The organism is Flagellimonas sp., assembly GCF_965233845.1.
GTDB lineage: Bacteria > Bacteroidota > Bacteroidia > Flavobacteriales > Flavobacteriaceae > Flagellimonas.
Window position 1 is genome coordinate 3406783 of record NZ_OZ247584.1, and the last position, 14121, is coordinate 3420903.

A 14121-nucleotide genomic window follows, 5' to 3' on the forward strand; every position below is an offset into this window, starting at 1 on the left:
TGTAAAACAAGAAGTTTGCTAATCCAGCTGAATTATTTCAGGCCAAGGAGAGGACTCAACAAAAATCTTAAGCAAAATCCAATTACACCCTAATGAAAAATACCCTTAGTATTCTATTCCTCCTGCTGTTATCAGCTAGCTGCAACCAGAACAAACCGACACGTCAAGAAGTTATCACCAAATATTACCAAGCTTTTGAGGAAGGGGATTACCAAAAAATAAAAGCATTGATCAATGACACCCTTACCCTTACATCCGGAGATTATGTTACCCCTTATACCCATGAAAGTTTCTATGAATTTTTTAAATGGGATTCCATTTTTAAAACCTCCTATGCCATAGTTCAATTGGATGAAGCTGACCATGAGGTTATAGTCAAGGTGACTTCAGAATCCGTACGTTATAGGTTTTTAAAGAACAATCCGTTGACCTGTCAGTTTACCATCTCTTTTGATTCTGGAAAAATTTCCAAAATTGAATCGGGGGAATGCCCTGGAACAGACTGGGATATTTGGCAAAAAGAACGGGATTCCTTGGTCAGTTGGATCCAGCAAAAACACCCAAGACTTGACGGGTTTATCTATGATATGACCATGGTCGGGGCCATCAATTATGTTAAGGCCATAGAACTATATGAAGCTAAACCCTAAAAATGTTGTTTAAAATTCATCATTCCTCCAAGTACTCTTATAATTAAAATTCCCGTTGCAGTTTCTTTGTAGAAAATCATATGGGCCTCAAAGCGAAATCTTTTTAACTCAACTTGACTCCCTAGAAAAAAGGTCAAACCCAATTTGGGATTGGACGCCAGCAAAGTACAGGTTTCAATGAGTCCATTTCGGTATTTGCGGGCCTGATTGATCCCGAACTTATGAATGGTATATTCCGCTATGGATGCAATGTCCAATTCTGCGGCTTTGGTCAATTGAAATTCAGGAATTCTTTTTGGCATGACGCTCCTCCGCTTCCTTCCAAATTTCCTCAACAGTTTTGTCACTCATCCCACTATCCAAACCCGTTTGAATTGCTGCCCGTAGCTCCTCCAACTTTTGTTGATTGGCTTGATCTCTGCGAACCAAATCCCGTAAGTATTCACTATCGTTGGTATAATCTCCTTTCTCTATCTGCTGTTTAATCCACAAATCTTGTTGATGCGTGAAGGTGATGGATTTTCTAACCGTAGCCATATCGCTGAACGTAATATTATTGGTGCAATATAGCACATTATTGATGTGTTTGCAACTATACTCCTCACAGAAAACAATTTTAGAAATCCAAATGACTTAGTCATCGCGGGGTGGTGGTACTCCCTAATCCAAGCTGTTCCAAGCTTTTTCCAACAATGCCTTGGTAAGCAGTATGCCCTCATGTTCTGGCGCATCCCCCTCGTATTCTATGCCAATATGCCCATTCCATCCAAAGTCTTTAACAATTTTGAGCATCTTGTAATAATCTATGGAAGGGTGTTCTCCCTGATCATCAAAATTGTATGATTTGGCACTGACCCCTTTGGCAAACGGCAAGAATTCAGTTACGCCTTGGTAGATATCATAGGCCCTATCACAATCTCCCTTGGTGCTTCCCCATTTGGCGGTAAGACACCAATTTCCAAAATCCGGTAGCGTACCTACATTTGGGGTGCCGACCTGTTTTAAGATTTCGGTTATCAACTGGGCATCCGAGCTGTACAACCCATGGTTTTCTATTACAATATTGATGTTTTCCTTGGCGGCATAATCGGCCAGGCGTCCAAGGCCATCTGTCATGGCAGATTTAAAGGTATCCCTATCGCTGGCACCAAAGGCATTGACCCTAATGGAATGGCATCCCAAAATTTTGGCCGCATTGACCCATTTATAATGATTCTCCACAGCTTTTGTTCTTTCCTTGTCATTGGCTGCGCCAAGGTCACCCTCTTCATCTACCATGATTAGTAAACTGTTTACGCCTGCCTTGTTCGCCCGTTCTTTCATGTTTGCCCAAAAGCGCTCGTCTTTCCCGGAGTCTTTATAAAAACCGTTTACGTACTCCACGGCGTTTATCCCGTAGGTATCACTGGAAATACTGGCAAAGTCCATAGCATTTAGGTTCCCATTTTGAAATTGACGATGTAAAGACCACTGCGCCAATGACAATTTTAAATCACTCGCCTTGGGGACGCTTCCATCATCCTGAAAATTATAACCGTAGGTTATAAGAGGTGAAGCAGACAAAACCCCAGCGCTCACACAAACTTTTCCAAAAAAAACCTTCTTTTCATAATGTTCTGTTTTATAATGCATTACCCCCAACCCAAATACACCTACCAAGTTAATCAAACTAAACCGAGAATGCCACGAGATGTGCTTGTATCCAGCTTGACTCACTCATCTTGCAGTAGCTGAGGTACTGTATGCTAAGAGGGGTTTTATATATTCCCAAAATAATGGCTAATTCCACTTAGTATGCTTTGAACGGCATAGGACGCCAAAATCAACCCCATTATTTTACTTATTACCGTTATTCCGTAGTTACCAATCCGCTTTTGTAAATGATTGGCCCCTAAAAGAATGAGACTGGTAATACCAATTACCACTAATACAATACCTGTTGTAATGGCCTGTTGCTGAATACTGTATAAATGATTGTCGGTCATTAGAACTACAGCCATGATCGCCCCTGGTGAAGCTATGGAAGGTATTGCGATCGGAAATATGGTAACGTGTTTATAATCCGATATTCGATTTTTCTCTTGCTCTGGTTTTCCATCCCCAAATATCATTGTAAGAGCAAACAAGAACAGAATCACTCCGCCCGAAATCTGGAAAGCATCAAGTGAGACGGACATACCCTCCAAAATTATCTGTCCAATAACAATAAAGAACAGAAGTATTAAAAAGGCTATTGCAGATGCGCGAACCGCAATTTTCTTTTTATGTACGGAATCAAATTCTTTCGTTGCCTCAAGATAAACCGGAATTGTCCCAATTGGATCTATTACGGCAAACACGAAAAACACCGTTGTTAAAATCTCTACCATTTATTCAATTCGTTTGGCTTGCGTGGTAAAAGACAATCCTTGCTGTCCCATAGTTGAAGACATTATCCCCTCGATAAGTGGTTCCGGACAGTTCCTAGGTATTTTCCATTCAAAAATAAAATTTGACCCGGTTCCGCCAGTTACATCAATTTCATCAATGATTATCTCTGATGTTTCCAGAGGAGCCAGATAAATGGGGAAGTCAAAATATTTTCTGACCGATTTGCCACTGGTGTCATAAAATTCCGCCCTCAACAGATAAATTGTGTCGGATTCACTCGTATTTCTCATACTTATCATGGAGGTAAGGTTGTGCGTCTCATGCTCATTAATGCTATAAATCTGGGCATAAACGGACAGATAGGATTTTCCAAACTCAAGGGAATCTTTAGATGAGATATCAATAGCTCTTTTGGACCAATTCTCAGGATCAACGGAACTGTTCCCTTTCTTTTCCTCACAACCAAAAAGGAACATGACAACTATGATGCTCATGTACTTGTACTTTGCTTTCATTTTAAGGTGACTTTTTCAACGCTGTATAACCACCACATAAAGATACCCCATTTAAAGGGGCCATGATACCCCCAAATTAAACAAAGTAAACTTGGAATGCCACAAGATATACTCGCACCCAGCTTTACCGGGTGATCTTGCGGTAGCGAGGGTCATTAAGTTTATTCTTTATTGCCAACACCATATTTTAATTAGACTTCTATTTAATATCACCCTCCAAACTCAAAAAGCTCCTCAATCTTAACATCCAAGGCTTTGGCAAGTAACACCAAATTGGAAATGGTGGTGTTTACTTCGCTATTCTCAATACGCCACACTTGATTTTTGGATAATCCCGCAATGGCCTCCAATTTGGTCTGCGATAAATTTCGCTCTTCCCGCAAAGCTCTCAGGTGCAATCCAAAGTCTCTTACAAACAACTTTTCTTCGCGACTCAATTTATTCCTCAAAACCTTCTGCAAAAAATTCGGTTATAGTCAATTCAAAGTATTCCGAAATCCTCCGAATTGTGCTGAATTTGGGATCCCATCGACCTGTTTCTATCCTCCCAAAGTGAATTCCTGTGTCATTATAGGCGTCCTCCTGAGTAAGGTTTCGATTATCTCTTAGTGATTTTATCCGATTGGCCAATTGCCCAAGAAAATCAACATTATGATCGCCTTCTTCACTCATACGACAGCAATGCTAGAACACCTTAACCTCATTTATCAAAAGCTAACAATTCAGAGGTGCTAATCTCAAATGCATCCGCAATTCTCTTCATCATGGATATTTTCATTTCCTGTTTACCCAATTCATATTTTCTAAGGTTTTGGGCATCAATCCCTGCTTTAAAGGCGACTTCTTCAATGCTCAAATCTTTTTCATTTCTTAAGGCCCTAAGATGCTTCCCAAAGGCTATACAGAAATCCGGCACTTGTTTTTTTCGTTCACGCTTCGACATATCTCAAAGTTGCAAACAAGAAGTTTTGTTCATTTTTGCCCTCCAAACTCAAAAAGCTCTTCAACCTTAACATCCAAGGCTTTCGCAATTTTTTCCAACTGAAGAATGTTAGCTGCTCGTTCACCACGTTCTATCCTACCCACCGTATTTCCATGAACCCCCGCTTCAAATACAAGGTCGGCCTGCGTCATCCCACTTTCATCTCTTAGACGTCTGAGATTTGTGCCAAATTTCATAAGATATTGTTCTTCCTCTTTGGATAGATTTTTTGGCATAAGGTAAATTATTCACGTCATCTCTACTTAGTTTCCAAAAACTCATTTAAATCGACATTTAGGACTTTAGCTAACTTGTAAAGATTCAAAACATTCGTCCCCATTTCACCTCTTTCTACTCTTCCAACGAGATTGTCATGAACCTGAGCTTGAAAACCTAAATCCTGTTGGGTTAAATTTTGACTTTTTCGGATTTTCCTAATCCGTTCCCCTAGTGTTTTCAGAAATTTCTTTTCGTCTTGGGAAAGTTTTTTTGCCATGTCCCAATTTGGGGGAATCAAACAATCAAAAAAAGCACTTTAAAGTGTTATTACAGGAATTTTTTTTTACCTTGCAATCACCCCGTTTCGAAAAATCCAACAATCCCAACCTCCATACAAAGTCAAATGTTTAAAGTCCATAGTCTGTGGTCAAATTCCAAAACCCAAATCCCAAATCCCAAAACTGAAAACCGAGAACTGATAACTGTTAACTGTTAACCATTAACTGACAGCTGATAACTCAAAATCCAACAATCCAAACTCCCACTATGCCCACACCCATTCTCCCAACCATCCAAAACTTCGTCCACCACAGCCCTTATACCTGCATGGAAATTATCTTTGCCGATCATCTTGTGCTCAACAGTCAAAACCAACTTCCCTTTCTGCCCGTGCTAAAACAGCATAGCCGTATCATGCTCTGCAAAAAGAGCCCTAAATGCCTGGTGCAAATGTTGGTGGCAGACAATCCCGTCTTCAACTTTTCCTTTGATTTTGTCTTGCCCGCGGAGCAGGAATTTTATCTGGGTACCATGTTGCACCTACCCAGCCCCTTAGATCAAGGCCATCTGCACATGGATGCCGACCAGTTGACCCTGTGCTACCGTATCAATGCCAAGGATCCCAAGCTCAGGGTCTATGTTTCGCAGACCTTTACCCATGTCCATCATGTAGAAAAATTTCCCTCGGGCCATTTGGTGTAGCAGCGTACAGAGTTTAAGAAAATATTGGGGGTTTATATACAGTTTTTTTCCTTTATTTGCAGGCTCTTGGGGTAAATATTTTGGCTTGATATAAAAAACGAATACCCCTATAGGTAGAAAATATCAAAGTATCCCTTATATTTAGTCAATCTAGATTAATTTTAAATAAAAATGACCGAAGATTTATTAGCAAAGGCAAAGGAGTTTATTGGCAGAACTTTGAGTCATATGTCAACTAGTGACAGGGTTGCCGCTTCGCGCGAGGCAAAGGCCCTTATACTTTCCATTAATGAGATCTATAAGGAGACCAAAGACCAAAACCTTATGGACGTTATGAAGGAGCTTACCGAAAAGAAGCGCAAGATCGAAAAGCGCCTAAAAGGTACTCCGCTGGTTTAATCCCGTTCCATTTCTTGGAAAAGGAAATCAATTCCCCTGTTTTTTAAAGAGTGTCCCGCCCACGATCAAGGCCGCGGATATGATCATTACGTTTTTGATGATATACTGCCCTTCCAAGGTAGGCAACAGGTAATTGCCATTTTGAAAGGTGATTTCCGGCAGAAACACCAGAGGCATAAAAGTGCCCACCATTTGTAACAGCAAGAGGGCAATGGCAATCTTAGTGGTCTTTTGGAACAAAAAGGTGATCCCGATCACCACTTCCCACCATCCTATGATCACCAACCACATATCTGGCGAGCCAAAGGGCAACCAGGCCACCGTGGCCTTTAAAAGTCCGGTTGCGGCAGAAAGCCCAAAGGGCTTTAAAATCCCAAACCAGAAAAAGATAATGGCAAAAGAAATGCGCACCGCGGGAATACCCCATTTGCGCATGCGTTTGGAAATGGCTTGGTCAAGTTCTTGGTAGTTCATAGGCTCCGGACTTGATACAAAATTACACAGCAACCACCTCGTTACCAAGTGGAAAAGTTGTCTTTCCTACAAAAATCCATAGGGCTATTTTTCATTCCTACAAGTTGTTGGGAGGTTGATTTGCCATCCACAAAAAATTTGCTACCAATTATGTGCTTTTTGGGGCAACCAATAAAAATGTAACATTATGATTGGGCTTTCTCAGTAATTTCGGAGAGAAGATAAAATGCAACCACCAGAACACAAAAACGTTACAATGAACACTGTAGAAGAAAAATTGGGGTACTTATTTTGGTATTTCGTACTGGCTTGCTCGGTGGGTTCGCTGATCACCAGTTTATACCATTATATCAACTAACCATAAAACAACGAGGGCCGCTTACGCGGCCCTTTCCTTTTCCATTTCTTTTCAACTATCCCTTGATTTCCAAGATCTGACGAATCATCTGATTGGTGAATCCCCATTCATTGTCGTACCAGGTCATCACTTTCAGCAAATCCCCGTCCACCACGCGGGTCATGGACAGATCCACTGTTGAGGCATACGGGCTTTTAATAATGTCCGAAGAAACAATAGGCTCATCCGTGGTATCCAGCACATCGGCATAACGATCCGTCTGGGTTTCCTCCACAAGAATTTGGTTCACCTCTTCTGCGGTCACAGGCCATTCCGTAACAAAAGTCATATCAGAGATAGAACCTACGGGAACCGGAACCCTAATGGCCACCCCATCAAACTTACCTGCATAGGCTGGCAGTGCCTTGGTAGTGGCGATGGCCGCTCCCGTTGTTGTCGGAATCAGGTTTTGTGCCCCTGCCCTTCCCATTCTAAAATTCTTGGCCGAGGGAGCATCTACCGTACCCTGCGAAGCGGTATACGCATGGACAGTGGTCATAATGGCCTTTTTAATTCCAATGCGTCGGCCCAAGACCTCAACCACTGGACTAATGTTGTTGGTGGTACAGCTGGCACAGGAAAATACGCTTACTTTCCCATCTTCTGAGTTTACCCCATGCACAACCGTTGGAGTGTCCGCACTTTTGGTAGGTGCGGAAATGATCACCGTCTTGGCCCCTGCTTTAAGGTGGCGTTCTGCATCCTCACCTTTGGTGAAGACCCCTGTACTCTCGATCACCAAGTCCACATTGTGTTCTCCCCAGGGCAATTCCTCCGGGGTGCGGATGGAGGAGTAATGGATTTTTTGTCCGTCCACCACCAAAGCATCAGCTTCGTGGGTTACCTCTTTTTCATATTTTCCATATACCGTATCATACTTTAAAAGGTATGCGGTGTTTTCTATGGAAACAATGTCGTTTACAGCCACGACCTCCAGGCCGGGAGTCTCATTGATCACCTTAAGGGCGGCCCGTCCAATACGGCCCATCCCGTTGATTCCTATTCTCATTTTTAGTGTTGTATTTGTTATTACTTGTTTACTTGCCATTAGTCCGAAAACCACCTCAAAAATTACAGCGTAGGTGGCTTTGGAAAACAGTCTTTGGTTTCCTTAAAAAAATGGTCTTATAGCCAGTCAATTTTAGGCCACATGCCCTCCTTTTTACTGTGCAGTTTTTCCATTCCCCGAAGCATTTCATCCAAGAGTACAATGGCTTCATTGATATATGGCCCCTTGTTGAGCATTACGCACTCCGCACGCACGGAGGAGGTTATGTCCGTAATCTCGGAACGCGAAGGCAACCCACTTTTGGCCAAACCTTCCAATACTTGGGTGGCCCATACCACCGGAATGTGGGCGGCACTACAAAAGGAAAGGATTTCTTCCTGTACCTTGCCCATATTTTTCCAACCCACCTCCAAGGCCAGGTCGCCACGGGCGATCATCACCCCAACATATTGGGTCTTCATGGCGGCCAACAGAATTTTCACCAGGTTTCTATAGGCAAATCGAGTCTCAATCTTTAAAATGACGCTTACCTTGTCCCTTACCCCAAGCTGTTCCAACTGATCTAGGAGTTCATCCACATCCTCAGCTGTGTTCACAAAAGAAAAATTGACGATATCGGCATACTTGGCCACAAACTTTAGATCTTCCCTGTCTTTGTCAGTTAGGCCAGAAAGGCCCATATCCAATGTTGGAAAATTGATTCCTTTTTCTGCCTTGAGTCGTGCACCATTTTCCTTGGCCTTAACAATCCTGACCATGAAATGGTCTTTGTGAACTTCGGTGATGACGCCTTCTATCTTCCCATCATCAAAGAGGATAGGTCCCCCTTTTTTGGCTTTGGAAACCACTTTTGAGGGCAGGCAGGGAATGCTTCCCACATGTATCTGCTTTCCTTCTTCGTCAAACTGGGGAAGTTTTCCTTGCTCCTCGTTTGCTGTTACCGCCAACAGGTTGCCCGTGTACAGTTCGATGAATTTGTCCGTTGCTGGAAGCTCTCCAATAACACCCTCTGGAATGGATTCCCTTTGCGATTGCAATCGGGTTCCTGTTTCCAGATAAACCGTTCTTTTACAATGCAAAAGCACTTCTCCCTCTTCCAGTTTGTGAACCGCCAGTTTCCGCTTTTTTCCACGGGTGTCCTTTAGGATGAATTTATCCCCAACCTGAAGTAAGACAAGCCAGTCCTTAGCAACTGGAATTACAGTGGGATCAATGCCCTTTTTATCTTCGGGCACCCATCTAATTTGGGCTGGGGTTTCCACTATCCCAAGCACCGACCTTTTCGGTTTAAACTTCAACACCTTCGGCCCCAATCCCAGAGACCCTGTCCTAATTTTTGGTCCTGCCAGATCCATGGCAATCTTTACATCGGTTCCACATTCGGCCGCTGCCTTTCTCACATTATCGGCTATGGCTTTCCAGATATCTGGACTGTCATGGGCACAGTTGATCCGTGCACAATTCATCCCATTTTGCACCATTTCCAAGACCTTGCTGTAGTCATGGGCGGATTCGGTTGGCTGCGTGACCATGATACGCACCCTTCTACTTTTTTTGGGGGTTGGGAAAAGGGCATTGGTATGTTTTCTGAGTCTCTTTTTACCCTGTCCAATTCCCAATGTAGGTGATGGATATTCCTTTGAAGGTTGCCCCATCAATCTTAATAGATTGTGTGCATTGGTAAGGCTTCCTAAAATATTGCCTTCTGAATTGGCAAAACGGGAGAGCCCAAGGTGTTTTAGTTTTTTCTGGATCGACCTAAGATCATAGGTTCTAAATGTGCTATAGTGCAACAGGTTTTTGGCACTTTCCTGGTAGGTTTCACAAACCTCTTTTAACAGTGCTTCATTATCCCTTTCATTGGCGGCACAATTTTCTATGATATCTTCCAACCGTTTGGCAATGGAAGGAAGTTTTTCTGGGTCGATGTTCATTCTGGGAGGTTTGACTTAGCAAAATTTCAACTTAAAAACTTAACTACTGCTGATATATATCAGGCTTAAAAACATTTGTCATTCGGATTGCCAAACTGATTCCATCTTGCGTACCGAAACATTTTGAATTGCCTCGGTGCTATCCCGATTTTCCAAAATCAGTTCATTGAAAGGTTGGTTTGGGAATATTTGGTCGGTTAAGGTAACCAATCCCCCATCCACAAAAACCTCAATGGAAGACCAATCCAGTAAAATGGAAACCTCGTACAGTTCATTTTTCAATGGAGTTAGAGGCGCATAGTGTTTTTTGTTGCCAAATTCAGCCTGAAAGTCCACTTTGCCCGAGTTGATTCGATTCAGTAAAAGTGTCTTACTTTTGGAATCCATAGCTAAATCCAAGCTTTCCCCTTCAGCATTTTTTAGGGTCAACCTAAAATCCTTGGAGGCCGTCTTGAACTGAATTTTGGATTGGTGCACGCCTGGAATTTGCAAACTTTTGGTCTCTCCAGCAGCAACCTCCAAGTGCTCCACCAAAATCGTGGACATCAAGTCATCAACCGATGCTAGGGGATAATTGGCCAAGAAATAGTCATCCCCAATCTTTTGAAGCGATATATTCCTAGGCACCGTCATGGCACTCCTCCATTTTTCCGTAGGGGTGTCACGGGCATAATCCCAATTGCTCATCCATCCAATAAAAATGCGTTCGCCATTAGGAGTGTTGTTGTAGGTAACCCCAGCGTAGTTATCCGTGCCGTAATCCAACCATTTGGCTTCTGTTTGATCGGTTGTGAATCGGACCCCATCAAACTCCCCGATAAAATATTGGGTGCCACTACCCCCGTTAGGTGCTCCGGGATTTATACTGATAATCAACACCCATTTCTCCTCATCAGTTCCTTCTACCTTGAGCGGGAACAAATCCGGACATTCCCACACCCCGCCATGGGCACCGTGGTTTTTACCAAAATCACTGATATGTTTCCATTCCTTTAAATCCTCGGACTGATAAAATTTCGCATGGTCACCTGCCACCAAAGCCATGATCCACTTTTGGGAGGCTTCGTGCCAAAACACTTTGGGATCTCTAAAATCCTTGATGCCATCATTGCCAATTACGGGATTTCCCTCATACTTTGTCCAGCTTTCCCCATTGTCCAAACTATAGGCTATCCCTTGGGTTTGAAAGTCATTTCTTCCCGCTTTCTCCCCTTCCATTAAATGATAGGTATAGACGGCCACCAAAGGAGATTCCCCGTTTTTGGCAAAGCCGGAAGTATTGTTTTTGTCCACCACCGCACTTCCCGAAAAAATGAGGCCGTGCTCGTCTGGGTAAAGTGCAATGGGTTTATGTTCCCAATGTACCATGTCCTTGCTTACCGCATGCCCCCAATGCATGGGCCCCCAAACAATATCTTCTGGGTAATATTGATAAAAAAGGTGGTAAATGCCATCATTATAGACCAGCCCGTTGGGATCGTTCATCCATTTCTCTTCGGGAGAAAAATGAAATTGAGGTCGATAGGCTTCTGTGTAATACTTCTCATTTTCTGGTTGAACTACCTTATTTTGTTGCTTTTCCTGTTTGCAGGAAACCAAGGAACAACACAGCAGAATGGGAATGATCAGTTTTTGCATGCGACAAAGGATTAAACGGTATATTAAGATAGGGATATTCTTCCATCACCATGGTAAAATGTATCTTTGATTGTAATTTTCGTAGGCACGATCGAACATATATTCTTAAATCCTGATTCGCCAAAATCCCTAAATCATTTTCATTGGATAAATCGAAGCATTTACTTTTAATTTTTACACGGAATCCTGAATTGGGCAAATGCAAGACCCGATTGGCCGCTAAGGTAGGAGACCAAACTGCTCTGGACATCTATAAATTCCTCCTGTCTCATACGGTCAATATCACCTCTGAACTGGATGTGACCAAATGGGTGTTCTACTCCAATGAAATTTGGGAAAAGGATATCTGGGCCAATGGTACCTACCAAAAAAAGTTGCAAAATGGTACCGATTTAGGCCAGCGAATGCTCAATGCTTTCCAGGAAGGATTTGAATCCGATTATGAAAAAATTGTTATTATTGGAAGTGATATGTACGATTTATCCCAAGTGGATTTGGAATCGGCATTTTCCCAATTGAACCAGCATGATTATGTAGTTGGCCCCGCCGAAGATGGGGGGTACTATTTGCTGGGAATGACAGCATTGAATAAAGAGTTGTTTCAAGACAAACAGTGGGGAACAGAAACCGTGCTTGAGGACACCTTAGCGCATTTTGAGCAGGAAAAAGTCAGCATGCTACCTGTTAAAAATGACGTAGATCATTACGAAGACATTAAAGACATCAAGGCGTTCCAGCCTTTTTTAAAACATATGAAAGAATGACCAAAAAACAGCTTGAAGAATCTGTAGAATACTTGAAAAAAAAGGGATTTGAATCCCCGGAAATAGGCATTGTTCTAGGCACTGGGCTAGGGCAATTGGTGGGTGAAATAGAAAATCCTGTTGAAGCCCATTATAACCATATCCCCTACTTTCCGCTGGCCACTGTTGAATTCCATTCGGGAAAGCTCATTTATGGCACCATAGCAGGCAAAAAAGTGGTGGTTATGCAGGGAAGGTTCCATCTATACGAGGGCTATGACTTTTTGGACATTACTTATCCCATTAGGGTGATGCGCCTTTTAGGTATTCAAAAACTGTTTGTATCCAATGCCGCAGGGGCGATCAACCTCAACTTTAAAAAAGGAGATATGATGCTAATCGAGGATCACATCAATCTACAAGGTGGCTCTCCTTTGGCATTTAAAAATGTGGCCGAGTTTGGTGATCGTTTTGTGGACATGGCAGAACCTTACGATGTAGAAATGAGAAAAACGTTGGAGGCTATTGCCGACAAAAATGGGATTTCCCTACAAAAAGGTGTTTACGCCTCAGTGGTAGGACCACAACTGGAAACCAAGGCGGAGTATCGAATGCTTAAAATATTGGGCGCGGATGCTGTGGGAATGAGTACCGTTCCCGAAGTAATTGTTGCCAACCATTTACGACTACCCATTGTAGCTGTGTCTGTTTTAACGGATGAGTGCGACCCAGACAATCTTCAACCGGTTAATATTCAGGAAATTATTGAGATTGCTGGCAATACGGAACCCAAAATGATTCAATTGTTCAAAGAACTAATTAAAGAAATATGAGCTATTTAGAAGCAACCCACGATTTATACAAGGAGGCGGCCCTAACCCCAGATGTAGGGCTTTGTTGTACCACCAATCCCATTTGGCAGTTCCCAGGGCTATCCATCCCAAAGATCATGCAGGAAATGAACTATGGATGTGGAAGTACGGTTTCTGCACAAGATTTGGTCAACGACCCCAAAGTCTTATACGTGGGTGTTGGAGGTGGAATGGAACTACTGCAGTTCTCCTACTTTTCCAGACAAAAGGGAGGTGTTATTGGCGTGGATTCCGTGGATGAGATGTTGGAGGCGTCCCGAAACAACTTCAAGATTGCCGAGGAGGAAAATGACTGGTTCAAAAGTGAATATGTGGATTTGGTGAAGGGGGATGCCCTGAACCTGCCCGTTGCGGATGAAAGCATTGATGTTGCGGCCCAAAATTGCCTGTTCAACATTTTTAAAATGGAGGATTTGAAAAAAGCCGTGTCAGAAATGTATAGGGTACTCAAACCCCATGGCCGTTTGGTGATGAGCGACCCCACTTGTGAGCAGCCTATGAACGATGAGCTACGAAATGATGATAGATTAAGAGCTCTTTGTCTTAGTGGCAGTATTCCTATCAAGGATTATGTAAAAGTGCTGACGGATGCTGGTTTTGGAACTATAGAAATCAGGGGGCGTAGGGCATACCGTGTGCTTTCGCCCAACCACTATCCTACGGATGAACTGGTTTATATTGAGTCCATAGAGATTGCCGCCATCAAAGATCCCATGCCAGAGGATGGGCCATGTATGTTTACTGGCAAAACAGCTATTTATTTTGGTGACCAGGAGTACTTTGATGACAATAAAGGACATGTCCTGTTGCAAAATCAGCCGTTGGCGGTTTGTGATAAAACGGCTGCTGCCCTTCAGGAAGCATCAGATGAAATATTTGTCAGCGAAAGTACCTGGCACTATAACGGCGGAGGCTGCTGTTAAAAACAGATTGGGGTC

The 14121-nt window shown here is 42.8% G+C and carries 20 protein-coding genes; 6 read left to right on the plus strand and 14 right to left on the minus strand.

Going from position 1 to position 14121, the window contains the following annotated elements; all coding sequences use genetic code 11:
- The first annotated feature begins 92 nt into the window (after positions 1-92).
- A complete protein-coding gene (locus ACO6S0_RS15110; RefSeq protein ID WP_422349153.1) occupies positions 93-650 on the plus strand; it encodes a hypothetical protein in 558 nt (185 codons plus the stop codon).
- Here ACO6S0_RS15110 and ACO6S0_RS15115 read toward each other — a convergent pair.
- From ACO6S0_RS15115 to ACO6S0_RS15160, 10 genes are all read right to left on the minus strand, one after another.
- A complete protein-coding gene (locus ACO6S0_RS15115) occupies positions 647-952 on the minus strand; it encodes a type II toxin-antitoxin system RelE/ParE family toxin (protein WP_422349154.1) in 306 nt (101 codons plus the stop codon). The genes ACO6S0_RS15110 and ACO6S0_RS15115 overlap by 4 nt on opposite strands.
- Positions 933-1187, minus strand: a complete 255-nt coding sequence (locus tag ACO6S0_RS15120) for a type II toxin-antitoxin system ParD family antitoxin (protein ID WP_422349155.1) — start codon at positions 1185-1187, stop codon at positions 933-935. Before ACO6S0_RS15120 ends, ACO6S0_RS15115 begins: the two co-directional genes overlap by 20 nt.
- Before the next feature lie 123 nt (positions 1188-1310).
- The gene (locus tag ACO6S0_RS15125; RefSeq protein WP_422349156.1) at positions 1311-2282 is read right to left on the minus strand and encodes a sugar phosphate isomerase/epimerase family protein; all 972 of its coding nucleotides are present in this window, start codon (positions 2280-2282) and stop codon (positions 1311-1313) included.
- Positions 2283-2407: 125 nt separating this feature from the next.
- Positions 2408-3019, minus strand: coding sequence for a MarC family protein (locus tag ACO6S0_RS15130; protein WP_422349157.1), 612 nt, complete (start codon positions 3017-3019; stop codon positions 2408-2410).
- Positions 3020-3535, minus strand: coding sequence for a DUF3124 domain-containing protein (locus ACO6S0_RS15135; RefSeq protein WP_422349158.1), 516 nt, complete (start codon positions 3533-3535; stop codon positions 3020-3022).
- A gap of 209 nt (positions 3536-3744) precedes the next feature.
- Complete coding sequence (locus ACO6S0_RS15140) at positions 3745-3996, minus strand: helix-turn-helix domain-containing protein (RefSeq protein WP_422349159.1); 252 nt, start codon at positions 3994-3996, stop codon at positions 3745-3747.
- Complete coding sequence (locus ACO6S0_RS15145) at positions 3974-4207, minus strand: helix-turn-helix domain-containing protein (protein WP_422349160.1); 234 nt, start codon at positions 4205-4207, stop codon at positions 3974-3976. The genes ACO6S0_RS15140 and ACO6S0_RS15145 overlap by 23 nt, the downstream gene beginning before the upstream one ends.
- Before the next feature lie 28 nt (positions 4208-4235).
- Positions 4236-4478, minus strand: coding sequence for a helix-turn-helix domain-containing protein (locus ACO6S0_RS15150; RefSeq protein ID WP_422349161.1), 243 nt, complete (start codon positions 4476-4478; stop codon positions 4236-4238).
- 29 nt (positions 4479-4507) lie between these two features.
- Positions 4508-4753 (minus strand): helix-turn-helix domain-containing protein, encoded by a 246-nt coding sequence (locus tag ACO6S0_RS15155; protein ID WP_422349162.1) that lies wholly within the window; start codon positions 4751-4753, stop codon positions 4508-4510.
- Between the two features lie 23 nt (positions 4754-4776).
- The gene (locus ACO6S0_RS15160) at positions 4777-5013 is read right to left on the minus strand and encodes a helix-turn-helix domain-containing protein (protein ID WP_422349163.1); all 237 of its coding nucleotides are present in this window, start codon (positions 5011-5013) and stop codon (positions 4777-4779) included.
- A 269-nt stretch (positions 5014-5282) separates the two neighbouring features.
- Here ACO6S0_RS15160 and ACO6S0_RS15165 point away from each other — a divergent pair, with 269 nt between their 5' ends.
- Positions 5283-5717, plus strand: coding sequence for a hypothetical protein (locus tag ACO6S0_RS15165; RefSeq protein ID WP_422349164.1), 435 nt, complete (start codon positions 5283-5285; stop codon positions 5715-5717).
- Between the two features lie 171 nt (positions 5718-5888).
- Positions 5889-6116: a hypothetical protein gene (locus ACO6S0_RS15170; protein ID WP_138837758.1), complete on the plus strand. Its 228-nt coding sequence runs from the start codon at positions 5889-5891 to the stop codon at positions 6114-6116.
- 27 nt (positions 6117-6143) lie between these two features.
- Here the strand turns inward: ACO6S0_RS15170 and ACO6S0_RS15175 are convergent, their stop codons facing one another.
- The 4 genes from ACO6S0_RS15175 to ACO6S0_RS15190 form a co-directional block, all read right to left on the minus strand.
- A complete protein-coding gene (locus tag ACO6S0_RS15175) occupies positions 6144-6590 on the minus strand; it encodes a hypothetical protein (protein ID WP_422349165.1) in 447 nt (148 codons plus the stop codon).
- A 413-nt stretch (positions 6591-7003) separates the two neighbouring features.
- The gene (gene gap / locus ACO6S0_RS15180) at positions 7004-7996 is read right to left on the minus strand and encodes a type I glyceraldehyde-3-phosphate dehydrogenase (RefSeq protein ID WP_422349166.1); all 993 of its coding nucleotides are present in this window, start codon (positions 7994-7996) and stop codon (positions 7004-7006) included.
- 116 nt (positions 7997-8112) lie between these two features.
- Entirely contained in the window at positions 8113-9930 is a 1818-nt protein-coding gene (locus tag ACO6S0_RS15185) for a pyruvate kinase (protein ID WP_422349167.1), read from the minus strand.
- A gap of 78 nt (positions 9931-10008) precedes the next feature.
- On the minus strand, positions 10009-11568 hold the full coding sequence (locus tag ACO6S0_RS15190; protein WP_422349168.1) for a glycoside hydrolase family 32 protein: 1560 nt from the start codon (positions 11566-11568) through the stop codon (positions 10009-10011).
- A gap of 143 nt (positions 11569-11711) precedes the next feature.
- Here ACO6S0_RS15190 and ACO6S0_RS15195 point away from each other — a divergent pair, with 143 nt between their 5' ends.
- Genes ACO6S0_RS15195 through arsM form a run of 3 tightly spaced genes read left to right on the plus strand, consistent with a single transcriptional unit; the run spans position 11712 to position 14106 of the window.
- Positions 11712-12332, plus strand: coding sequence for a TIGR04282 family arsenosugar biosynthesis glycosyltransferase (locus ACO6S0_RS15195; RefSeq protein ID WP_422349169.1), 621 nt, complete (start codon positions 11712-11714; stop codon positions 12330-12332).
- Positions 12329-13144 (plus strand): purine-nucleoside phosphorylase, encoded by an 816-nt coding sequence (locus ACO6S0_RS15200; protein ID WP_422349170.1) that lies wholly within the window; start codon positions 12329-12331, stop codon positions 13142-13144. Before ACO6S0_RS15195 ends, ACO6S0_RS15200 begins: the two co-directional genes overlap by 4 nt.
- Positions 13141-14106, plus strand: coding sequence for an arsenosugar biosynthesis arsenite methyltransferase ArsM (gene arsM, locus ACO6S0_RS15205; protein WP_420400980.1), 966 nt, complete (start codon positions 13141-13143; stop codon positions 14104-14106). Before ACO6S0_RS15200 ends, arsM begins: the two co-directional genes overlap by 4 nt.
- Positions 14107-14121 lie beyond the last annotated feature (15 nt).

Coding starts and splice junctions, on each gene's coding strand:
- ACO6S0_RS15110 (WP_422349153.1), top strand. CDS start 93: ATGAAAAATACCCTTAGTATTCTATTCCTCCTGCTGTTATCAGCTAGC.
- ACO6S0_RS15115 (WP_422349154.1), bottom strand. CDS start 952: ATGCCAAAAAGAATTCCTGAATTTCAATTGACCAAAGCCGCAGAATTG.
- ACO6S0_RS15120 (WP_422349155.1), bottom strand. CDS start 1,187: ATGGCTACGGTTAGAAAATCCATCACCTTCACGCATCAACAAGATTTG.
- ACO6S0_RS15125 (WP_422349156.1), bottom strand. CDS start 2,282: ATGCATTATAAAACAGAACATTATGAAAAGAAGGTTTTTTTTGGAAAA.
- ACO6S0_RS15130 (WP_422349157.1), bottom strand. CDS start 3,019: ATGGTAGAGATTTTAACAACGGTGTTTTTCGTGTTTGCCGTAATAGAT.
- ACO6S0_RS15135 (WP_422349158.1), bottom strand. CDS start 3,535: ATGAAAGCAAAGTACAAGTACATGAGCATCATAGTTGTCATGTTCCTT.
- ACO6S0_RS15145 (WP_422349160.1), bottom strand. CDS start 4,207: ATGAGTGAAGAAGGCGATCATAATGTTGATTTTCTTGGGCAATTGGCC.
- ACO6S0_RS15150 (WP_422349161.1), bottom strand. CDS start 4,478: ATGTCGAAGCGTGAACGAAAAAAACAAGTGCCGGATTTCTGTATAGCC.
- ACO6S0_RS15155 (WP_422349162.1), bottom strand. CDS start 4,753: ATGCCAAAAAATCTATCCAAAGAGGAAGAACAATATCTTATGAAATTT.
- ACO6S0_RS15160 (WP_422349163.1), bottom strand. CDS start 5,013: ATGGCAAAAAAACTTTCCCAAGACGAAAAGAAATTTCTGAAAACACTA.
- ACO6S0_RS15165 (WP_422349164.1), top strand. CDS start 5,283: ATGCCCACACCCATTCTCCCAACCATCCAAAACTTCGTCCACCACAGC.
- ACO6S0_RS15170 (WP_138837758.1), top strand. CDS start 5,889: ATGACCGAAGATTTATTAGCAAAGGCAAAGGAGTTTATTGGCAGAACT.
- ACO6S0_RS15175 (WP_422349165.1), bottom strand. CDS start 6,590: ATGAACTACCAAGAACTTGACCAAGCCATTTCCAAACGCATGCGCAAA.
- gap (WP_422349166.1), bottom strand. CDS start 7,996: ATGAGAATAGGAATCAACGGGATGGGCCGTATTGGACGGGCCGCCCTT.
- ACO6S0_RS15185 (WP_422349167.1), bottom strand. CDS start 9,930: ATGAACATCGACCCAGAAAAACTTCCTTCCATTGCCAAACGGTTGGAA.
- ACO6S0_RS15190 (WP_422349168.1), bottom strand. CDS start 11,568: ATGCAAAAACTGATCATTCCCATTCTGCTGTGTTGTTCCTTGGTTTCC.
- ACO6S0_RS15200 (WP_422349170.1), top strand. CDS start 12,329: ATGACCAAAAAACAGCTTGAAGAATCTGTAGAATACTTGAAAAAAAAG.
- arsM (WP_420400980.1), top strand. CDS start 13,141: ATGAGCTATTTAGAAGCAACCCACGATTTATACAAGGAGGCGGCCCTA.